The organism is Citrobacter amalonaticus (genome assembly GCF_037053465.1).
Taxonomy (GTDB): Bacteria; Pseudomonadota; Gammaproteobacteria; order Enterobacterales; family Enterobacteriaceae; genus Citrobacter_A; species Citrobacter_A amalonaticus_H.
Genome location: NZ_JBALIF010000013.1, coordinates 54,501 through 76,002 on the forward strand (window position 1 = coordinate 54,501; position 21,502 = coordinate 76,002).

The following is a 21,502-nucleotide window of genomic DNA, read 5'->3' on the forward strand; positions in this document are numbered from 1 at the left end:
GAATATGACCATGACCACAAATCAACTATCATCCTCAGTTCCTGAACCCACCGTTCTGCCGCTGAACGCCTTTATTGACGAATTTGGCGACAGTCTGCTCGACTCACTAAACCGCTCTAATCCCCCTGTCTACGACGGCATACCTGACATCAGACGCCAGTCCGTCATGGATGCGTTAAAGCGCCCGCCCTTTCCGGCACAGACTGAGGTTGTGCAGGCAGTTACGCGACTTCTTGTCGATCGCGGTGAACATGCCGCCATCATCAATGGTGAAATGGGCTGCGGAAAGACGCTACTAGCTATCGCTACCGCCGCCGTGCTGTACCCGGAAGGCTACCGCCGCACGCTGGTTCTCTCTCCGCCGCATCTGGTCTACAAATGGCGTCGGGAAATACTGGAAACGGTCAGTAACGCCCGCGTCTGGGTACTTAACGGCCCTGACACGCTGGTAAAACTGATGGCCCTGCGCGAACAGTTCCATACGCCCGCCACCGGCCCCGAGTTTTTTATTCTGGGTCGGGTGCGGATGCGCATGGGTTATCACTGGCGACCCGCGTTTGCCACCCGCCGTCAGGGGGGAATCCCGTTTGCCGTCTGCCCGGACTGCGGGCGGCGTATTACCGACACTGACGGTAACTGGCTTCCGGCCAGCCTTATCCGACTTGAAGAGAAAAACCGCAAATGTTCCCATTGCCGCACACCACTGTGGACGCTGATGCGCCCGGGCGTCATCTCAGGGGATTTGCAGGCCCGGATGGTCAGTAAAGCGCTGCAACGTATCCCGACAATTGGCGATGCGACGGCGAAGAAGCTGACCTCAACCTTCGGAACCGACTTTCTGGCCTCCATGCTGGGCGACAATCTGTACGAGTTTATTAATCTGATGGACGGAGGTGGCGAAATGGTCTTTTCCGACCGCCAGGCACAGCGTATGGAGCGCGCAATGGCGAACATGGAGTTCGGCTTCGGCGAGGGGAATTACCAGGCCAGCGAGTATATCAAGCGTTATTTACCCAAAAACACCTTCGATCTGATGGTGGTGGATGAAGGGCATGAATACAAAGGCGGTTCGTCCGCTCAGGGCCAGGCGATGGGCGTTCTCGCGTCACATGCCCGGAAAATTCTCCTGCTGACCGGTACGCTGATGGGGGGCTACGCGGATGACCTCTTTTATCTCCTTTTCCGCATCCTCACCCGACGCATGCTCGAAGAGGGCTATAAACCCGGACGCAACGGCAGTCTGACTGCCGCCGCCATGCAGTTTATGCGCGACCACGGCGTACTGAAGGAGATTATCTCTGAAAGCAACGACGAAGTGCATAAAACCGCGAAGGGTAAAAAAACCTCAACCCGCGTCTCAAAAGCGCCGGGGTTCGGCCCCAAAGGCGTGTTGCGCTGCCTGCTGCCCTATACCGTCTTTCTGAAGCTCAAAGACCTGGGAAGCGGCGTGCTGCCACCCTATCAGGAAGAGTTCCGGGAAGTCGCAATGACAGAAGGACAACGCGATGCTTATCAGGGATTGTCCGGCACACTGACCACCCTGCTGCGCCAGGCACTGGCCAAACGTGATAACACGCTGCTCGGCGTGGTGCTCAATGTCCTGCTGGCCTGGCCGGAGTGCTGTTTCCGCCCGGAGACGGTGAAGCATCCACGTACCCGCGCCACGCTGGCATTTGTCCCGTCGCTGTTTGCCGATATGCAGGCCACTCCGAAAGAGCGGGAACTGATAAACATCTGTCTGGAGGAGAAAGCAACAGGCCGGAAGGTGCTGGCATACTCCACCTACAGCGGCACCCGCGATACCACCTCACGACTGAAAGCCCTGCTGACGCAGGCCGGACTGAAAACCGCCGTTCTGCGCGCCACCGTGTCGCCTGAACAACGGGAGGACTGGGTGGCAGAGCAGGTGGACAGAGGGATTGACGTCATTGTCACCAACCCTGAGCTGGTAAAAACCGGGCTGGACTTGCTGGAATTTCCGACCATTGTGTTTATGCAGACTGGCTTTAACGTCTACACGCTGTTGCAGGCCGCCCGCCGCTCCTGGCGTATCGGCCAGAAACAGGCGGTCAGGATTATTTATCTCGGCTATGCCGGAAGTTCCCAGATGGCCTGCCTGGATTTGATGGCACGGAAAATCACCGTGGCGCAAAGCACCGCTGGTGATGTACCTGAATCCGGACTGGATATTCTCAACTCTGACGGCGACTCTGTTGAAATTGCCCTCGCGAAGCAACTGGCCGCATAACGCCCTCTTCCCGTTACCTTCTCACTCTTCTTATCCACTCACTGCGGGTGGTTTCTGCTTTTGCGGAAACCACCCACACTTTTTATTAACGATGAGGTTATTTATGGAACAGTCATTAACAGAACATTCAGGTACTGAACGTGAAAACAATCAATTTCTGGCTGAATACCAGGCCTATATTATTGACGAATTAATTACTGATTTTGACGCACTTCTGACCTGGTGGCTTGTCGATTGCGGCTATGACGAAAATACGGTACGTATTCACCGCTGGTCGGAAGTCGGCGCGTTTGAGCTTCATTTGTACCACCCTGAACTGGTCAAATTTGCCCGTCAGGTGGCATGGTCCCGTATCTGAGTCTTCCCGGTTTAACTTGTTTCCCGGAAAACAGTTTCCCCTGTCTGAATAACACGCCCCTCATTACTCTGATGTTGCATTTCCTTCCCGTACCACATGGGGTTCCCAACCCGTTCGGGCATCATCTCCTGATGCCCGTTTTTTTCAGGAGCGATAATGAAACTATTTTTGTGTGAAAAACCGTCTCAGGGACGGGATATTGCAAAAGTGCTGGGCGCAACGCAACGCGGTGATGGATGTCTTACCAGCAAGGATATTATTGTTACGTGGGGATTTGGTCATCTGCTGGAAATGGAGCAGCCTGAAAGTTACGATATCAAATATAAAAAATGGCTGCTGACAGATTTGCCCATTATTCCGGAGCAATGGAAAGTCGCGGTGAAGCCTGCGACAAAAAAGCAATTTACCATTATTCAGAAGCTACTGAAGAAAGCTTCTTCCGTTGTTATTGCCACCGACGCTGACCGCGAGGGCGAAATGATTGCCCGGGAAATTCTGGAGGCCTGCAAATTTCGGGGGCCAGTATCCCGGCTGTGGTTATCAGCACTCGATGAGAGCAGTATTCGCAAAGCCCTGGACTCGCTGAAAGCCGGTGAAGCGACAGAATCACTGTATCAGGCAGGGCTGGGACGCGCCCGCGCAGACTGGCTGGTCGGCATGAACCTCACCCGCTTGTATACTCTGAAAGGACAAAAAGCGGGCCAGAAAGGCATCTTTTCAGTCGGTCGTGTACAGACACCGACGTTACGATTGATTGTTGACCTTGACAAACAGATTGCCAGCTTTATCCCCCATGACTACTGGACGCTGGCCGTCGCACTCACCGGGAAAAATGTCCCTTTTCAGGCACAGTGGCTGGCACCAGAAATGATATGCGATGAAGAAGGCCGTTGCATTAATCAGTCAGCTTTGCAACGGGCATCGACGGAGATCAGTCGTACCAGACAAGCCCGGGTCATCAGCACAGAAACAAAGCGCATCAAAGAATCCGCGCCTCTGCCTTTTGACCTTGGCACTCTGCAACAGGTTTGCTCTAAAAAATGGGGGATGGGAGCACAACAGGTACTGGATATCGCCCAGAGCCTGTATGAAACTCACAAAGCAACAACCTATCCACGTACCGACTGCGGATATCTTCCGCAGTCCATGCAGGCCGAAGTACCACAGGTTTTCAACGCGCTGCAACAAACTGACCCGACATTAAACCCCTTCCTGGCGCAGTGTAATATTCAGCAAAAATCCCGCATCTGGAACGACAGCAAAATTACCGCTCACCACGCTATTATCCCGACCACACAGCCCGTGGATATCAGCAAAATGAGCGAGGATGAACATCGCGTCTATGACCTGATCCGCCGCCATTATCTGGCACAGTTTCTGCCGCTGTATGAGGTGGATAACACGCAAATACGGCTGGAATGCGCCGGGCATATGCTGGCGGCAGCCGGAAACGTAGTGGTCACACCTGGCTGGAAGATGCTGTTCAGCGAAGATAAAAGTGAGGCAGATGATAATAAGCATTCACTGCCGCAACTGGCGGAAAATGCACAATGTCCTGTTACCGGTACAAATATCCGGGAGCTAAAAACCAGCCCACCAGCGCACTACACCGAAGGAACGCTGATTGCCGCAATGAAAAACGCCTCCCGGTTTGTTAACGACGAACAGCTGAAACAGCGCCTGAAAGAAAGCGCGGGGCTGGGAACCGAAGCCACCCGCGCAGGCATCATCGAAACGCTGCTGAAACGCGGGTATATCCGTCGGGAAAAACGCCACCTGATCGCCACCCGCAGCGCCACCACGCTGATGGCGATGCTGCCGGATATCGTGAAAGATCCGGGGATGACTGCTTTGTGGGAACAGGCGCTGGATGAAATCGCCGGCGGTAAATTACCCCTGGCGCTGTTTTTACAGAAACAATCCATGTGGGTCAGCAAAATGGTGGAGCAGGCCCGGCAATAATCCCGGCACGCTTATTTTCTTTTTTTCCGGTTTTGAATTAACCGATCCCCTGCCTTATCAAATCCGGCATATTACCCGCACATGGCTATAGTGACATCCTGCCTTGCGCCGGGGCCGACCGGCAAAAAAACGGAGCCGTTTGTGCTGATAAAAAAGCGCCATGTTATCGATCCGTCTCCCCGTACGCGGATCGGTCCTGCCAGTTCGGCAGAATCCGGGGATTTGTTCACATTATTCTGTTTTCTCTTTCAGGCTCATCCCTGCCAGCGCCGTTCTCCGGCGCTTTCCTTTTTTATTTAGTCAAAAATGAGTTCTTTATTATTTTCCTCTCCCCGCCCTGTTTTACTTACCCGGCAACTGGCTGTCGCAGACAGCGCCTTTTTATCTCTGTGGTTTCCTGCAAACAGAGAGTCTCTCCGGACCGGAAACTATCATTACACTCCCCCATAACACCAGAGGAATAAACTATGATCCGCGATTTCACTGTTATGCGCCATTCGCTCAAAGATCCCGATACCGGAAAATATACTGAATATTTTCATGTCAGCCTGTATTACGCCAATGTTTCTGACGATCCCTGGAGTCGGTTCGATCACTATCTGCTGTTTCCGACGTATGAACTGGCCGAGAGTTTCCTGAATTATATCCGGATTGCCCGTAAACCGCTTGACTGGCGCTACTGGATATTACTGGATGCCGACAGTCCGGCAGAGCCCTGTAACCAGACCGCTGAGGTGGAAATGCAGATAGTGTCCCTGTCGTATTAATCCTTCCGTAAAATAATTACCGGAGCAAATATCAATGACAGTCATTCCCCCGGAATTACAGGCTGAACTGAACAGTCTTTTTGACGAAGAAAAAAATGCTGTCGGCCACATGCTGTTGCTTGCTGTACAGCACGGATTCTCTCTGACTGAACTTACCCGTCTGGCTGATAAATACCATGTCAGCGCCGCCTGGCTGGAAACACAGGCCGGTAATTATTATGTCAGTTATGCCACGGCTAACGGTTTCTTCCACCGTCGTTTTGGCAACAATAAACCTGACGCGGAGAACTTTACCGCTTCCTTTATTTTTCACAATAACTTGCCATTCAGAGAATTATCCTCCTGCCGCCATAATTAATGTTTTCATTCGATTATCAATATCCTCTGTTTCTGTTTGTTATTCACCGCTTCAATCTTCCGACCAGATAATGCCGGGAGAAAACAATGCCACGTCTTATTATCCATCTCTTACCACTCTGCCTGCTGCCCATCCTGTTACCAGGATGGGCAGCCTATACCTCTGAAGTCAGCGCCGGTACTACGGTTTCCGGCGAAACCATTGACGGCACTCAGGGCGATCAACAGGTTTACGGCACACTGACCGATTCCACCGTCACCGGAAACGGGAGCTACAGCGATATCAATACCGGCGGGAAAACTGAACGAATTACGGTCACTGACGGGGGCACTTTGTATTCCCTGCCCGGCGGGCAAACTGAACAAACGTATGTCACACAGAGCGGTTATCTGCAAATCAACGGCTCCGCGACGGATACCACCGTGGATAATGGCGGCCAGGTTTATATCAATGCAGGCACCAATGGCACTGAAGACGCCACACAGGGCGGATTTACCACGCAGACCACCGTGGGTAACGGCGGCGAGATGGTTAACCGCTACGGTGTCGATGAGAATACTGTCGTACAGGCTGGCGGCGAGCTGGATACCGGCTGGAACCAGCAGTATGAAACCCGCGACACGGGCATTTCCCGTAATGCGGAGATCCAGAACGGTGGCAAACAGCAGGTCACCAATGGCGGCACCAGTGAAAACAGCCAGGTGGATGCCGGGGGAACGTTGCTGGTCACCGGAACCCGGCATTATGACTCTGTCACTGACACGTCCACTGACTGGTATTACGGTACTGCCGTCAACAGCGTGGTCAGCGGTGAGATGCAGAACCTGGGCGGTATTGATCAGGGTACGCTAATTCAGTCAGGTGGTTTATACCTGCTGGATGGCAACGGGCAGAGCAGTAACCTGCGGGTCGAAGACGGCGGCAGCGTGCAAATCAACCAGGGGTCGCTGGATAACTTCTGGCTGGCAGGCTCAATGTATATCAGTGACCAGGCAACCCTGACGGGTAGCGGTGATGTGCAAAGCGGCGGCGAACTGACCCTCAGCGAAGGCGCGCAGACATCCGGTGCCAACCTGACGCTGGCAGGCGACCTGGTATTAAATAATTCCTCCTCAACCGCTGGTCACAGTTACTCGCTGGACAGCCTCGGCATGAACGATGGCAGCGTTTACTTCGATTCGGCGTCTTTCGCCACACTCAATCTGAGCACACTGTCCGGCAGTGGCAATTTTTATATGAACACCGATATCGCCGGAAAACAGGGGGATATGATTAACGTCTCCGGGGAAGCAAACGGTGATTTCGGCATCCTGATAGCCGACACCGGCGAATCACCGCAGGATAATCAGTCACTGCAAATCGTGCATACCAGCGGGGGTGATGCGCAGTTCAGCCTGCTTAATCCGGGCCAGCAGGTGGATATCGGCACCTGGGAATACCAGTTGACGCCGGATGGTCAGGGTAACTGGTCGCTGACGCCGGGCGGCACGCCTACGCCGACGCCCTCCACCGATGCCGTGCTGGCGCTGGCGAACGTCGCCCCGACTATCTTTCAAACCGAAATTGCCGCCCTGCACAACCGCCTGGATGTGGTACGCCCCCGTCCTCATGACGGAGAGTTCTGGATGCAGGCACTCAGCAACCGTTTCGATGTCAACCGCACTGGTAGCGCCACCTATCGCCAGATGCTTGGCGGTGTGGTACTGGGCTACGACACCCGAATGCCGCTCCGTTCAGGGGCGTTGACCCTGGGCGTTTCCGGCAGCTATAGCCGTTCAGACCTCGACCTGAGCAATGATGGCGACGGATCCGTGGACAGCTACAGTACCGCGCTGTACGGCAGCTATTATGACCGCAGCCACTTCTGGCTGGATGGGGTACTGAAGGGCAATATATTCAATCAGCACCTCACTGCACGGATGAGCTCCGGAGGACTGGCGGATGGCAGCTATACCACGCCTGGTATCGGTGGTAGCCTGACGACCGGCTATGATTTTCAGTTGTCCCGCACCACGCTCTCTCCATTTATCGGCTTCAGCGGCTTTACGGCGCAGGGCGATGATTACCGGTTATCCAACGGCATGCAGGCCCGTCCCGGCACCGCAAAATCAGCACTGGCGCAGGCCGGTCTGTGGCTCAGCCAGCATAATGTCGCTCAACGGGGCGCAACGTTCACCCCCTGGATAAAAGTCTCGCTGGAGCAGGAGTTCGTCCACAACAATGAGGTTCGGGTAAACGAAGACACCTTTAACAATGACAGTGCCGGAGTTCGGGGCAGTTACCAGCTCGGCCTCAGTGCCACTATCACGCCGCAGACCCGGCTGACCGCCAGCGCACAATATGAGAAAGGCGACGGCGTTGAGTCGCCGTGGGCCGGTATGCTGGGATTCAGCCACGCATTTTAGGATTTCAGGCAGCAGGCTCCGGTATCGGGGCCTTTTCTTTTTTCTCCGTTCTGGTTTTCCTGCTGAATCCACCGCCATACAACCGCATGCTGCTCCTCACATTTCTTCTGAAGGGAGCCCACATCATGAAAAAATTCATTCCATTCAGCCTGCTATTTCTGTCCGGCTGTGTCGCCCCACCCGCGCCGTCTGTTCCCTGTCCCGGTACACCACCGGTTCCTGAAGTACAGGCGAAAGAGCGGGTGCATACCGCGCGCTATACGCTGGTCGATATTGCGCCATCGCAGGCGCTGCGCTTCCCGTTGCAGCAGATAATTACCCGCACGCTCCCTGCACCGGGAAAATACCACCGTCGCCTGACGCGTGAAGAAGCAATTCAGGGCTGGCTGAATGGCAGCGGCTATGGCCTCTGTCTGCCCGTCACCACAACGATGAAGCTGTTCTATGGCAGTCCGCTGCCTGATGCCCAGCGCCGGATGGGGCCGGTACGCGTGGAACGGGCATTGCAGACCATCGCAGGCAGCGCCTGGATAATGACCACTGACGAAGTCAGCCGAACCGTCTGCTGGCAACCGGCTCCGGTTGTCTGAGGGGGTCATTATGCAAAACAGATTATCACTGGCCATTCCCCTCTATTGTCTCAGCCTGAACGTACTGGCTGCGACTGAAACCACGACGGTAACGCGCCAGAGTACAGAACAAACGCTCAGTGCTGAACAACAGGCACAAAGCTGGGGGCTGAGCCGGGAGGAATGGAGTCGTTATCTGCAACTCCGCCAGGGCGAACGCGGGATCTGGTCGCCCGGGCTCGATCCACTGACCACACTGGGTGTGGAAGCAAACAACGATGAAGAGCGGCGCAAATACGCCGATCTTCTGGTGGAAAAAGAGTCTCAAAGGGTGGAGAAAGAACTGGCCTTTCAGAGGGCGTACGATGCCGCGTGGAAACGACGCTATCCGTCACTGATGCCGGTGGCGGATGCTCACCGTCAGACGACGCTCTCCCCGACCAGCCGCCTGGCCGTTTTTGTGCGGGAGAACTGCCCGCCCTGTGATACACGACTGAAAACCCTGCTGCACTCGGCACACCCGCTGGATATCTGGCTGGTTGGCAGCCAGAACGATGATACCCGTCTGCGGCGCTGGGCGCTGACGCAGCACATCGATCCACAGCGGGTCAAAGCGCGGGAAATCACACTCAACCACGATGCCGGACGCTGGCAAAAGCTCGATGGCGGGCAGATCCCTGCGGTACTGGAACAACAGGAGGGGCAATGGCAAATCGTTACCTCCCCCTGATACTGTTGCTGCCTGCCCTGAATTGCCTGGCGGCACCACGGATCCCGGCAGGCTACCAGCAGGTGGCTCAGCGGGCGCGCGTTCCCGCTGAACTGCTCTATGCCGTCGCCCTGACCGAAAGCGGCACACAGCTTTCCCGCGGCATTCATCCCTGGCCCTGGACCCTCAATGTCGGTGGCCGGGCGTATCAGTATGCCACCCGCCAGCAGGCCTGTATCGCCCTGAACCAGTTTTTACGCACCCGCGATCCCCGGCGCATTGATGCCGGGTTGGGGCAAATCAATATCGGCTGGAACGGGCAGTTCTTCGCCACCCCCTGCGATGCACTCGATCCGTACCTGAACCTGCATGTGTCAGCACGTCTGTTACGGGAACATTTCGATAAACAGCACAGCTGGCTGCATGCCGCCGGACGCTATCACCATCCTGCCGGAGGGCCACCCGCCAGGCGCTATCGCCAGAAAGTCACTCGTTATCTGCAAAAGCTGTTGTCCTCATGAAAGAAGGAAAGCATGACATCATGAAAAACACATTTCCTGCGCTGCTGCTGATTCTGTCAGGACCGGCCTTTCAGGCCACGGCGGAACTCACCGTGGTCGGTGATTTGGGTGGAGAACCCACTGCGCCACTGTATGAAGCCATTCAGCCGGACAGCAACAATCCATCACCAGCGCCTTCCGGCCCGACCGCTTTCACTGAACAGGATGTGCTCCCCGTCACTTCACCTCATCTGCATCCCGGACAGCTGGAGCCCCGGCCACTGTCACTGCCCGGCTTTTCGCCGTTGTTTTTAATCGGCGTCGATCCCCTGTCGGTACGCTGGCTGAAACAGCGTAAAGAGAAGCTTCTCGCCCTTCATGCCACCGGACTGGTGGTCAATGTTTCCACCGCAGGACAACTGGATAACCTGCGCCAGCAGGCTCCCGGTCTGACGCTGCTACCGGTCAGCGGTGAGGATCTGGCGCAACGTCTGCAACTGACCACGTATCCGGTGCTCATCACCGAAAGCGGGCTGTCGCAATGAGCAACCGCCACGTCATTGAGACCCTGCTGCGCCCGGCGGTGGAGCTGTACAGTGCCATTACCGCGCTGGCGGCGGGATACCTGTGCCTGGCGGCTCCGTGGGCGCTGATGCTGTCACCATCCGTCAGCGTTGTTCTGGCGGGCGGATTTTTCCTGTTTGCCTGCATCCGGGGACGACAGGGGCTGACTGTCCTGCGCTACCGCCGCAATATTCGCCGCCTGCCCCGCTATGCCCTGAAAAGCCAGCAAATCCCGTTAAGTCACCGGACGCTGTTTATCGGCCTCGGATTTCGCTGGCAATCCCGGCATACCCAGCGTCTGCTGGCCTGCCGACGCCCGGAATGCGAGCACTATATTCAGCCCGGCTGGTTATACCGTCAGGCTCGCAGGCTGGAAAAATGGGGGGAGCATCATTTCCCGGCCCTGACCCGCCTGCTCTCCCGTGACCATATTCTCAATCCGGTTCGCCCCCTGCCGCCGGTCGGTGGCAGCAGCCTGCTGCACGGGATTGAGCTGAAAGAAACCGGGGTGACGTTACCGCTGGGTGAGCGCGTCGGTCACACCCTGGTGATGGGCACCACCCGCGTCGGCAAAACCCGGCTGGCAGAACTGTTTATCGCCCAGGATATCCGACGCGGTGAGGTGGTGATTGTCTTTGATCCGAAAGGCGATGCCGATTTACTGATGCGAACCTGGGCCGAAGCCAGACGCGCAGGACGAGAGGATGAGTTTTATGTCTTCCACCTGGCTTATCCTGATATTTCGGCGCGTTACAACGCGGTGGGCCGCTTCGGGCGGATCTCCGAAGTGGCATCACGCATCGCCGGGCAGTTATCCGGAGAGGGTAATTCTGCCGCCTTCCGTGAATTCGCCTGGCGTTTCGTCAATATCATCACCCGCGCCCTGGTGGCGCTGGGACAGCGACCGGATTACCTGCTGATTGCCCGCCATGTTCTGAATATCGACGATCTGTTTGTCAGCTATGCCCGGCATTATTTATCCCGCAATGAGCCAAAAGCCTGGGAGGTGATCGCAAAGATAGCTGGTCAGGTGAACGATAAAAACACCCCGCGAAATCTGCTGGGACGGGATAATCATGTGGTGGCGCTGGAGCAGTATCTGGCTTCGACAAAAGTGTATGACCCGATCCTCGATGGTCTGCGCTCAGCCGTGCGTTACGACAAGACCTACTTTGATAAAATCGTCGCGTCCCTGCTGCCGCTGCTGGAGAAACTCACCACAGGGAAAACCGCGCAGTTGCTGGCCCCTTCGTACAGTGATTTGAACGATCCCCGCCCGATTTTCGACTGGCAACAGGTGATCCGCAAACGCGGCATCGTGTATGTCGGACTGGACGCGCTGTCAGACAGCGAGGTCGCCGCCGCTGTCGGTAACAGTATGTTTGCTGACCTGGTCAGCGTCGCCGGGCATATCTATAAATTCGGCGTCAACGACGGCCTGCCCGGTCAGCCGGTGGCAAAAATCCCCGTCAACCTGCACTGCGACGAGTTCAGCGAACTGATGGGGGACGAGTTTATTCCACTCATTAACAAAGGTGGCGGCGCGGGTTTGCAGGTCACCGCCTACACACAAACCTTATCCGATATCGAAGCCGGGATTGGTAACGCGGCGAAAGCCGGCCAGGTAGTGGGAAACTTCAACAATTTAGTCATGCTGCGTGTGCGGGAAACCGCCACCGCTGAACTGCTGACCGGACAGTTACATGACGTTGAAGTGCTGACCAGTACCGTGATTTCCGGCGTGACGGATTCATCCGATCCGCAGAGCCAGAGCGATTTTATCAGCAACACCCAGGACAGAGTAAGCTCTCTCAGCGTGCCACTACTGGAACCCGCAGCGCTGATCCAGCTCCCTAAAGGTCAGGCATTTGCCCTGCTGGAAGGTGGGCAGCTCTGGAAAATCCGCCTGCCCCTGCCGGTTGCTGAAAACGACGGGCTACCGGAACATATCCAGCAACTGACTGAATATATGCGTCAACACTATCACACTGGTGAACAGTGGTGGACCGGAACAACGTCCGGTCCGATGAAGGAGCCGATATGACAAACAGGTTCCGGAGCGGGTGCTGATGAGCGATCAGAGCACAACGCTACAACCCACCACAGCCAGAGGGCTGATCGCCACGCCTCTGACCTGGCTGGGGCATATTGTTGCCACGCTGCTGACGGCATTGTTTTTACGTCTGGTGGTGGAATGGATGGGGATCGCTTTTTTCTGGCCTGAGCAGGGCGCAGAGCATGCCCGGGCATTGATGCACAGCGAACTGATGTGGTATTCCGACAACGTTATCCAAAGCGTTCTCATGGCCGATCCTGTCGGGCATCTGGAACTGGCATTATCTCAGGTCAGGCAGTGGCTGTTTGTGGATACCGGCATGTCCGCCTGGTGGCAGCAGGAACATTACCGTGTTCTGGCCGATACTACCTCATGGTGTCATGGCCTGAACACGTATATTCAGGCCACGGCCTGGACCATCATGACCTTTGTACTGCGTCTGTTTTTACTGCTGCTGACAGCGCCGCTGTTCATCCTGACCACGCTGGTCGGTATCGTTGACGGGCTGGTGCGGCGTGATATCCGCCGTTTTGGCAGCGGGTATGAATCAGCGTTTATCTATCACCATGCCCGGCGCACCGTTCGCCCGGTCTTGTTCTTGCCCTGGTTGATTTATCTGTCACTGCCCTTCTCTCTGCACCCCGGTGTTATTTTGCTGCCAGCAGCGTTATTGCTGGGGTTGTCGGTATCAGTGACTGTTGGCTCATTTAAAAAATATTTATAGCGCATAAATTCAATCAACACTACGTGATGCTTTGTCAAACTCGTCAGGCCACTTTATCAACCATTTGTTCGCCAGAAACCATGGTGATGGCGGTGACAGATATCCCATTGAGTCGATCCTGAACTCCATATAACGTTGACAAAAACACCATATTGACTCTATATAATTTATATATGTCATTCTTTTTTTAAGACTCCATGGTGTTCCTACTATATATAACACCGTATGCCCCATGATATATTCAGTTCCGCGCAATATGCTGACAAAATGAAGACCTCTGTAAGGCAGTCCTTTATAAACTTTTTCTGTCACATGAAATGCCTGAACATTTTCCCAATCCATTACATTTATTGTTACGGGCCAACGACTATAAGGGTTCATATTTACTTTCCGCTCATAGAAGTATATTTTTTGTTTATCCCTGTTAAATCTGACGGGTAGAACGTGAGGGGTAAAATACACATAACGAATGGTTAATGGTAAAAGATAAAAAACTGAAAGAATCAAAATAATTGCCAGAAAACCATAATGAAATAGCACCCCCTCTTTTATCATTAAGAAAAAAATAACGCTATTAATAATAGCTAAAAAAGAAAGCATAAACATCATCACGCCTTTCACGCCATAGACGACCCTTGGAAATTCTATATAATCCTCATTTATTTCTGTTAAGTAAGGCATGCAGGGAGTGGATGTATTATTCGAACTATCCCCGGGCAGTTTTTCGCAAATTAAAGATTCCGGAGCAAACATGGGATGTCCCAACCTGGCTTTTTCGTGAAAAAAAATCTGCATGCGTTTATGAGAGATCGTCTTCTCTGGTCGTAACATTATTAACTATCTCCAGTAATCCATATTATCTTAATTTATCACAAAAAAAGATGTTCTCTTCGTTTATCACGTACAGGGTTGAAATGAAATATCTTATATTGGACTAACAAGAACTGCGGTACTGAATCCAGTACTGGTTAAATATCACTCATCAAAAAACAATTTATTGAGGTAAACCTCTTTCAGTTACGCCATCTTTCGGTCTCCCGCAGACAACCCGGAGACATTTCTCATGAAAGGCATCGTACTGCTAACCGGCATGGTACTGGCCTGCACCGCCCATGCCGCCCCTACCACAGAGCAGGCTAATCTGGCGCTGCTGACTCAACAACTGAACCAGATTGAAAGCACGCTTCAACGTGCCGAAGCCCAGGCAAGACTCGCACCGGATACCCGTTATCGCTTCGATTATTCACAGGCATTCGCTGATATCCACACCATCCGGCGCGGCATTCACGATTACCTGTCACCAGCCCGCACTCAGCCCCGTAATGTTAATGCTCTTTCCGGACTCTACCGCCGCGAGGCTCACGCCGATGAGCGATGAACAGATGGCCGCCTTTCAGGCCGGGAGTTCAGCAAAACCCGGCGATGTCAGTCTGGTGCTGCTGGGGTTGCTTAGTGCTGCGTTGTTTTTGTGGGCCGCCTGGTGTCTGGTCAGCCTTTACCGGGGTTTCTCCACAAACACGCTAAGCCTGCGTCAGCTCGGCGGTACGACAGCTCGTCTTTTCTTATTGCTGCTGATCAGTTTCTGGCTCGTGCTCAGTTAACCCAGGGAGTCACATCATGAAGTTACGTATTCGCACGTTTATTACTTCACTCACAACATTTCTTCTCCCCTTCACTGCCCGGGCCGATCTGCCGGATATGGAAGATCCTTCACGAGGCAAAGGCGACGGCATCATGGAGACCCTGCAAAACTACGGCTATGACATCGTGATCCTGATGTCGCTGGCAATCTGCGCGGTGGGTTTCCTGGTAGTGGCCAACAGCTGCATTGGCACTTACGCCGAAATTCAGAATGGCCGCAAACAGTGGAAAGACCTGGGGGCGATGGCCGGTGTCGGCGCGATCCTGCTGGTGATCACCATCTGGCTGCTGACCGAAGCGGGGGACATTCTGTGATGGCACTGACAATTGAATTCCTGCCCGACAGGCTGAACCGGGAGCCGGTGGTTTTCCGGGGAATGACCACAACCGAGCTGTTGCTGGTCTTTCTCTGTGGATTTATAGCCGGTCTGCTGGTCGGCATTCTCCCGGCCATCACCCTGCATATCTGGGCGTTGATCCCAACAGGTGCTTTGCTTGGCTCCACGCTGTGCGTGCTGGCCGGAGGCCGCTTTATGTCGCGACTCAAACGGGGCCGTCCGGATACGTGGATGTATCAGGCCATCAGCGCTCATCTGGCGCGCCGTGGTTTTGGCGATCGCCGTCTGATCCAGCAAAGCACCGTCTGGACTGTCCGCAGGAGTGATAAATCATGAGCCCGTTTAAACACGCCCTGGCGGCAAGGGATGCGCATATCACGTCGCTGCGACTGGCGCTGGGGATCATGGCCGTGATGCTGCTGGCTTTCGGCTACGGCTGGTATCGTGCGCCGGAAGATCTCACCATCCATATTCCCCCTGATTTGCGCCACGGCAGCACCCGCCCCTGGTGGGAAATTCCCACCGGTGATGTCTATACCTTTGCCTTTTATATCTTCCAGCAACTGAACCGCTGGCCGACAAACGGTGAACAGGATTATCAGCATAACATCACCCGCCTGCGGGCCTGGCTGACCCCGTCCTGCCAGGCAAAGCTGAACCTGGACTGGCAGCAGCGAAAGGATCGGGGCGAACTGCGTGAACGGGTGCGCGGCATCTACGAAATTCCAGGCCGGGGATTTAAACCGGACCGGGTGGAAATCATCAGCCGCGACAGTTGGACGGTCACGCTGGATCTGAGCGTCGATGAATACTACCAGGCCGAACCCGTGAAACGGGCGCTGGTCCGCTATCCGCTGAACGTTGTCCGTCTCGATATCGATCCGGAGAAAAATCCCTGGGGACTGGCCCTTAACTGCTTTGCCAGTACGCCTCAGAAACTGGAAGCCGCCCCGGAGGCCAGACCATGAAACACGTCCGACTATTACCTCTTCTGCTGCTGATTTGTTCCAGCGCCAACGCCACTGAGCTGATGCAGTGGGAGCGCATTCCCCTGCCGGTTGAGCTGCATGTGGGTCACGAACGGGTGGTGATGGTTAACAAAAATGTTCGCGTCGGCTACCCCGCAGGACTCGATGACAAACTGCGCATTCAGAGCAGCGGCGGCACGGTGTACTTGCAGGCGCAAAAGCCCTTTCCTGATGCCCGCCTGCAACTTAAAGATGTGGACTCCGGCGAGCTTATCCTGCTGGATGTCAGTGCTACCGAGGGCGATGCACTTGAGCCGGTCGAACTGCAATACGCTGCCGTTTACGGTAATGATGCTGATGACACCGCTGACCATCCGTCTGACGATTCTGGTGCAAGTGATGACAACCTGAACTCAGCCCTCCCTGCCACACCTGACCCCGTGGCGCTGACGCGCTATGCCGCCCAGATGCTGTATGCGCCTCTGCGCACGGTAGAACCTCTCGCCGGAGTCCGCGAGGTCTCCCCCCGCCTGCCCGCCCGCATCACCACGTTGCTGCCGGGAGAGCCGGTCAGCGCCACCCCGCTGGGCGCCTGGCAACTGAATGAGGATACCGTTACCGCTATCCGGTTGCAGAATCAGGGAGCGCAACGCATAACGCTGGATCCCCGGACACTACAGGGCACCTTCTACGCCGCCACCTTTCAGCATTCCTGGCTGGGTGCCAGCGGTACGGCGGAAGACACCACCGTGGTCTATCTGCTGACCCGGAAAATGCAGGCAGATGAGGCCATTCTGCCTGAACCTGTGCCACCGAAGAGCAGTAAGGGGAAACAGTAATGCAGATAAAATCTAACCATTTGCTGAAACTGCTGATCCCGCTGGTACTACTGGCCGCCGGTTTTGTCGGCCTGAAAGCCTGCTCGGTATCGCATGAAAAAAAACCAGTACGAGCCGACACAGTGGCCGATCTCAGCGATGAAGAGCTGAAAGCGTTGGGGATTGATGGCGACACCCCTGCCGACACCGTCGCCACCCTGGTCGGCCAGATGAAGCAGTACCGCCAGGAAGTGGCGACGCTGCGTAAGGACAGTACCACCCTGCTTCAGGAAAACCAGCGGCTGCGCCAGCGCGATCAGAATGTGGAAAAACGCATCAATACCGCTGTTCACCGCGAACGGGAGCACTTCAGCACAGCGTTGCAACAGCAACAAGCTACTCTGCTGGACAGCTTCCAGCAGAAACTGGATCAACTGACCCGCAAACAGTCAGGCACTGACAGCGATATGCCGGTCGGTTTAGGTCTGGACGGCGAAAACCCGCCAGCCGGGGCCATTCGCTGGGTGGAACCCGCCGATGCCGTTATTGTCGATCCTCACAAACAGCACGGCAGCGAAACCCGCTATCCACGCCAGTTTAGCAATGCGACGGATAGTACCGGTGACAAAGCGGACAGCCATTCTGCACATACCACCAGCAACACAGTACCAGCAGAAAATGCCGTCCCCGTTTATACCCTGCCGGAAAACAGCACCCTGATTGGTTCGGTGGCGATGACCGCCCTGCTGGGGCGCGTGCCGATCAACGGCACGGTCAGCGATCCCTACCCGTTCAAGATCCTGATAGGCCGTGACAACCTGATTGCCAACGGCATTGAGCTGCCTGATATGGAAAGCGCGGTGATGTCCGGCACCGCATCCGGCGACTGGACGCTGTCGTGTGTACGCGGCAACGTCCATTCCATCACCTTTATCTTCCGGGATGGAACCGTGCGCACACTCCCGCAGCAGAGCGACAGCGGGAGTCTCAACAGTGATGGCAAATCACAGGACAGTACGATTGGCTGGCTCTCCGATCCCCAGGGATTGCCCTGTATTCCCGGCGACCGTAAAACCAATGCCGGTGAATACCTCTCCTCGCAGTTTTTGCTGGCAGGCTCTGCCGCCGCAGCCGACGCCTTCGCCAACGGCGAAACCACGACCACAGTCGAAGATGGTTCTGTTACCTCAGCCGTTACCGGCAGCAACGGCCAGTATGTGCTGGGACAGGCGCTGGGCGGCGGGCTGAAAGAATCCGCCGACTGGTTTAAGCAACGTTACGGCCAGATGTTTGACGCCATTTACGTCAAACCCGGCCAGGCGGTGGCCGTCCATATCACCCGACAGTTACGTATCGACTACGAACCTCACGGGCGAAAAGTGAAGTATCCCACTCAATCCTCACGTACAGGAGAGCCGGACTGATGAATAAGACCACCATTCTCATAGTGATGATGTTTCTGGCTGGCTGCTCCACGTCGCAGGAAACCCTGTTACCGGTGGATCCGGACACCAGCATGATGACGCTCTGGAACCAGCGATCCGGTGGCGCACAGGCTCTCGCAGAACAGCGCAGCCAGCTCCGCAGACCACTGAACGATCCCGCAGCATCAGCAAAGGAGCAGCAGAGCTATTCCCGTACTGCCGCCGATGAAATCCGCTCACAGTTTGTGCGCCTGCCGAATCCTGACCTGGTGATGTATATCTTCCCTCACCTGTCAGGGGAATCCCCCGTTCCGATCCCCGGCTACTCAACAGTCTTTCCGCTTTACACCAGAGTGCAGTACGCCATGCCCGGCGAGCGCACGGAGGATTTATAATGATGCAACAGACAACTGCACGTCCGCGCAGCGGCAGACTGACGCAGCGGGATGTGGATACGCTGTATCAGAAAGGCCCCTCATTTGCCGATCTGCTGCCATGGGTTGAGTACCAGCCTGAGAGCCAGACCCTGTTGCTCGACGACGGACGCTCTGCCGGCGCGGTTTATGCTATTACCCCAGTGGGCACCGAAGGCCGATCGCAGCAACATCTGGCACAGATCCGTGACATCGTGAAAGATGCGTTACAGGACTCGTTCGACGAACGGGATCGCAACCCGTGGGTGGTACAGTTCTTCTGCCAGAACGAAGAGGATTTGTCCGGTTATCTGGATACTTTACGCGACTACGTCACCCCGGCAGCACAGGGTTCCGCTTTCAGCGAAGCTTGGCTTAGCGAGATGGCAAACCATCTGCGGGGGATCTCAAAGCCCGGTGGATTATTTTTTGACGATGTGGTGACGCAAACCCCGTGGCGAGGTCAGCGGCAATGTACCCGAATGGTCATCTACCGCTGGTCAGAAAACAGCAGGCCGGGCGTTCTGACGCCGGAAGAGGTTCTGAATAATACCTGCGCCCGCGTGGTCGCGGCCCTTGCCGGAGCAGGACTGACAACACAGCGGTTGTCTGAAACAGCGCTGCGCCGCTGGCTGGTAAGCTGGTTTAATCCCGCCCCGGCAGGCGATTCCCCCCAGTCTTTTTATAAGACAGTGGCACAAGTCGATGTACCGGATGACGGCACTCCGCCGGTGCTTACTGATTTTGCCGAATCGCTGCTGTTCAGTGAGCCGGTATCTGATGCCACACAGGGGTGCTGGTACTTCGATAATCATCCCCACTGTACCGTCGTGGTGGACAGGCTGCGTAAAGCCCCGCACATCGGGCATCTGACCGGGGAAAATCGCAAGGGCGACAGCATTAATGCGCTGTTCGATCTGCTGCCAGAGTCCACCATCATGGCGTTAACGCTGGTGGTCAGCCCGCAGGATCTGCTGGAAGCCCACCTGAATCAACTGGCCAACCGCGCCATTGGCGAAAATACCGAATCGGAATACACCCGCAAGGACTGTCGTGAGGTGAAAAACTTTCTGAAAGACAGGCACAAGCTGTACCGTTCTTCACTGGTTTTTTATCTGTCGGCACCCGATATTTCTGCGCTGAATACACAACGCCGTCAGCTTAACAGCGTACTGCTGAATGCCGGGCTGGTGCCGGTTCAGGACAGCGATAATGTCGCCCCTCTGGGCAATTATCTGCGCTGGCTGCCGATGTGTTTTGATCCTGCCCGCGACAAACGCCACCTGTATACCCGGTTTAACTTTGTCCAGCACATTGCCAACCTGCTACCCGTATTCGGGCGGGAAACCGGCACCGGACACCCCGGTATCAGCTATTTTAACCGGGGTGGCGCACCGCTGGATTTCGATCCGCTGAACAAGGATGACAGATCAAAGAATGGTCATCTGCTGTTACTGGGGCCAACCGGCGCGGGTAAATCCGCCACCCTCAACGGCAAGATTGCGCAGCTAATGGCCCTGCACCGTCCCCGCCTGTTTATTATCGAGGCCGGGAACAGTTTTGGTCTGATGGCGGACTACGCAGAGCGCCACGGCCTGACGGTGAACAAAATCAGCCTGAAACCCGGTTCCGGTATCACACTGCCGCTGTTTGCCGACGCCTGGCGTCTGGTGGAGCAGCCCGTCAGTGATGAACTGCCGGAAGAGGATGAACAGGAAGAAACCGAAGGCGATGAGCAGCGCGATATCCTGGGCGAAATGGAAATCGCCGCCCGCCTGATGATAACCGGTGGCGAGGCAAAAGAAGATGTCCGACTGACCCGCCCGGACCGGGCGATGATCCGCCGAGCCATCCTCAGCGCCGCTGAAAAATGTTATCAGGAGAAACGCCAGACGCTGACACAGGACGTCCGTGATGCGCTGTTTGCGCTGTCTGCTGATACCACGCTGCCGGAAAACCGCCGGACCCGCGCTTATGAGATGGCGGAATCGATGAGCATGTTCTGCAACGGTTTTGAAGGCGAACTCTTTAACCGCGAAGGAAAGCCCTGGCCGGACGCCGATATCACCCTGGTGGACCTGGCGACTTTTGCCCGTGAAGGGTATGAGGCACAACTGGCGATTTCCTACATTTCGCTGATTAACCATATCAACAACCTCGGCGAGCGCGATCAGCATCTGTCCCGCGCTATCGTCAACATTACCGATGAGGCTCACATTATTACCGTCAACCCGTTGCTGGCCCGCTTTCTGACCAAAGGCTCGAAGATGTGGCGCAAGCTCGGTATCTGGCTGTGGCTGGCTACGCAGAACTTAAGTGACTTTCCGGACGAGGCAAAGAAATTACTCAATATGATCGAGTGGTGGGAACTGCTGGTGATGCCGCCGGAAGAAGTGGAGCAGGTCAGCCGCTTCAAGTCTCTGACCCCGGAACAGCGCCAGCTTCTGCTGAGCGCCGCCAAAGCGCCGGGGAAATATACTGAGGGGGTGGTGCTGGCGAGCAAGATTGAAGCCCTGTTCCGCGTGGTGCCGCCCGGTTTGTATCTGGCGCTGGGGATGACGGAAAAACACGAGAAAGCGGAACGTGCGCAGTTGATGCATGAGCTGGGGGTTAGTGAACTGGATGCTGCGATCACGGTTGCCCGTGAGTTGGATCGGAAACGAGGGCTGTCTGTTTAACA

At 55.5% G+C, this 21,502-nt stretch carries 22 protein-coding genes; 21 read left to right on the plus strand and 1 reads right to left on the minus strand.

The window, feature by feature from the left end; translation table 11 throughout:
* The first annotated feature begins 10 nt into the window (after nt 1-10).
* The 12 genes from WB371_RS18635 to WB371_RS18690 all read left to right on the plus strand — a co-directional run bounded on the left by WB371_RS18635 (nt 11) and on the right by WB371_RS18690 (nt 13,220).
* Nucleotides 11-2,248, plus strand: a complete 2,238-nt coding sequence (locus tag WB371_RS18635) for a DEAD/DEAH box helicase family protein (protein ID WP_336221524.1) — start codon at nt 11-13, stop codon at nt 2,246-2,248.
* A 103-nt stretch (nt 2,249-2,351) separates the two neighbouring features.
* Nucleotides 2,352-2,606 carry a hypothetical protein gene (locus tag WB371_RS18640; RefSeq protein ID WP_336221525.1) on the plus strand — a complete coding sequence of 85 codons (255 nt, stop codon included), beginning with the start codon at nt 2,352-2,354 and terminating at the stop codon, nt 2,604-2,606.
* 156 nt (nt 2,607-2,762) lie between these two features.
* A complete protein-coding gene (locus tag WB371_RS18645; protein ID WP_336221526.1) occupies nt 2,763-4,568 on the plus strand; it encodes a DNA topoisomerase III in 1,806 nt (601 codons plus the stop codon).
* A gap of 467 nt (nt 4,569-5,035) precedes the next feature.
* Nucleotides 5,036-5,335, plus strand: a complete 300-nt coding sequence (locus WB371_RS18650) for a hypothetical protein (protein WP_336221527.1) — start codon at nt 5,036-5,038, stop codon at nt 5,333-5,335.
* Nucleotides 5,336-5,369: 34 nt separating this feature from the next.
* Nucleotides 5,370-5,693: a hypothetical protein gene (locus WB371_RS18655; RefSeq protein WP_336221528.1), complete on the plus strand. Its 324-nt coding sequence runs from the start codon at nt 5,370-5,372 to the stop codon at nt 5,691-5,693.
* Between the two features lie 86 nt (nt 5,694-5,779).
* Nucleotides 5,780-8,098, plus strand: coding sequence for an autotransporter outer membrane beta-barrel domain-containing protein (locus WB371_RS18660; RefSeq protein ID WP_336221529.1), 2,319 nt, complete (start codon nt 5,780-5,782; stop codon nt 8,096-8,098).
* 125 nt (nt 8,099-8,223) lie between these two features.
* Nucleotides 8,224-8,688 (plus strand): response regulator, encoded by a 465-nt coding sequence (locus tag WB371_RS18665; RefSeq protein ID WP_336221530.1) that lies wholly within the window; start codon nt 8,224-8,226, stop codon nt 8,686-8,688.
* Nucleotides 8,689-8,698: 10 nt separating this feature from the next.
* Nucleotides 8,699-9,397, plus strand: a complete 699-nt coding sequence (locus WB371_RS18670; RefSeq protein ID WP_336221531.1) for a TIGR03759 family integrating conjugative element protein — start codon at nt 8,699-8,701, stop codon at nt 9,395-9,397.
* Entirely contained in the window at nt 9,373-9,897 is a 525-nt protein-coding gene (locus WB371_RS18675; RefSeq protein WP_336221532.1) for a transglycosylase, read from the plus strand. The genes WB371_RS18670 and WB371_RS18675 overlap by 25 nt, the downstream gene beginning before the upstream one ends.
* 20 nt (nt 9,898-9,917) lie before the next feature.
* Nucleotides 9,918-10,421: an integrating conjugative element protein gene (locus tag WB371_RS18680; RefSeq protein ID WP_336221533.1), complete on the plus strand. Its 504-nt coding sequence runs from the start codon at nt 9,918-9,920 to the stop codon at nt 10,419-10,421.
* Entirely contained in the window at nt 10,418-12,484 is a 2,067-nt protein-coding gene (traD, locus tag WB371_RS18685; protein WP_336221534.1) for a type IV conjugative transfer system coupling protein TraD, read from the plus strand. The genes WB371_RS18680 and traD overlap by 4 nt, the downstream gene beginning before the upstream one ends.
* A gap of 25 nt (nt 12,485-12,509) precedes the next feature.
* Nucleotides 12,510-13,220: a TIGR03747 family integrating conjugative element membrane protein gene (locus WB371_RS18690; protein WP_336221535.1), complete on the plus strand. Its 711-nt coding sequence runs from the start codon at nt 12,510-12,512 to the stop codon at nt 13,218-13,220.
* A 9-nt stretch (nt 13,221-13,229) separates the two neighbouring features.
* Here the strand turns inward: WB371_RS18690 and WB371_RS18695 are convergent, their stop codons facing one another.
* Nucleotides 13,230-14,051 carry a DUF6708 domain-containing protein gene (locus WB371_RS18695; protein ID WP_336221536.1) on the minus strand — a complete coding sequence of 274 codons (822 nt, stop codon included), beginning with the start codon at nt 14,049-14,051 and terminating at the stop codon, nt 13,230-13,232.
* A 232-nt stretch (nt 14,052-14,283) separates the two neighbouring features.
* Between WB371_RS18695 and WB371_RS18700 the strand changes: the two genes are divergently transcribed.
* The 9 genes from WB371_RS18700 to WB371_RS18740 are packed head-to-tail and all read left to right on the plus strand — an operon-like array spanning nt 14,284 to nt 21,500.
* Nucleotides 14,284-14,598, plus strand: coding sequence for an RAQPRD family integrative conjugative element protein (locus WB371_RS18700; protein WP_336221537.1), 315 nt, complete (start codon nt 14,284-14,286; stop codon nt 14,596-14,598).
* Nucleotides 14,588-14,821 carry a TIGR03758 family integrating conjugative element protein gene (locus WB371_RS18705; RefSeq protein ID WP_336221538.1) on the plus strand — a complete coding sequence of 78 codons (234 nt, stop codon included), beginning with the start codon at nt 14,588-14,590 and terminating at the stop codon, nt 14,819-14,821. Before WB371_RS18700 ends, WB371_RS18705 begins: the two co-directional genes overlap by 11 nt.
* A 16-nt stretch (nt 14,822-14,837) precedes the next feature.
* Complete coding sequence (locus WB371_RS18710; RefSeq protein WP_420704063.1) at nt 14,838-15,176, plus strand: TIGR03745 family integrating conjugative element membrane protein; 339 nt, start codon at nt 14,838-14,840, stop codon at nt 15,174-15,176.
* Nucleotides 15,176-15,535: a TIGR03750 family conjugal transfer protein gene (locus tag WB371_RS18715; RefSeq protein ID WP_336221573.1), complete on the plus strand. Its 360-nt coding sequence runs from the start codon at nt 15,176-15,178 to the stop codon at nt 15,533-15,535. The genes WB371_RS18710 and WB371_RS18715 overlap by 1 nt, the downstream gene beginning before the upstream one ends.
* The gene (locus tag WB371_RS18720; protein ID WP_336221539.1) at nt 15,532-16,167 is read left to right on the plus strand and encodes a PFL_4703 family integrating conjugative element protein; all 636 of its coding nucleotides are present in this window, start codon (nt 15,532-15,534) and stop codon (nt 16,165-16,167) included. The genes WB371_RS18715 and WB371_RS18720 overlap by 4 nt, the downstream gene beginning before the upstream one ends.
* On the plus strand, nt 16,164-17,006 hold the full coding sequence (locus tag WB371_RS18725; RefSeq protein WP_336221540.1) for a TIGR03749 family integrating conjugative element protein: 843 nt from the start codon (nt 16,164-16,166) through the stop codon (nt 17,004-17,006). The genes WB371_RS18720 and WB371_RS18725 overlap by 4 nt, the downstream gene beginning before the upstream one ends.
* The gene (locus WB371_RS18730) at nt 17,006-18,409 is read left to right on the plus strand and encodes a TIGR03752 family integrating conjugative element protein (RefSeq protein WP_336221541.1); all 1,404 of its coding nucleotides are present in this window, start codon (nt 17,006-17,008) and stop codon (nt 18,407-18,409) included. The genes WB371_RS18725 and WB371_RS18730 overlap by 1 nt, the downstream gene beginning before the upstream one ends.
* Nucleotides 18,409-18,804: a TIGR03751 family conjugal transfer lipoprotein gene (locus WB371_RS18735; RefSeq protein ID WP_336221542.1), complete on the plus strand. Its 396-nt coding sequence runs from the start codon at nt 18,409-18,411 to the stop codon at nt 18,802-18,804. Before WB371_RS18730 ends, WB371_RS18735 begins: the two co-directional genes overlap by 1 nt.
* The gene (locus tag WB371_RS18740; RefSeq protein ID WP_336221543.1) at nt 18,804-21,500 is read left to right on the plus strand and encodes a conjugative transfer ATPase; all 2,697 of its coding nucleotides are present in this window, start codon (nt 18,804-18,806) and stop codon (nt 21,498-21,500) included. Before WB371_RS18735 ends, WB371_RS18740 begins: the two co-directional genes overlap by 1 nt.
* The last annotated feature ends 2 nt before the right edge of the window (nt 21,501-21,502 follow it).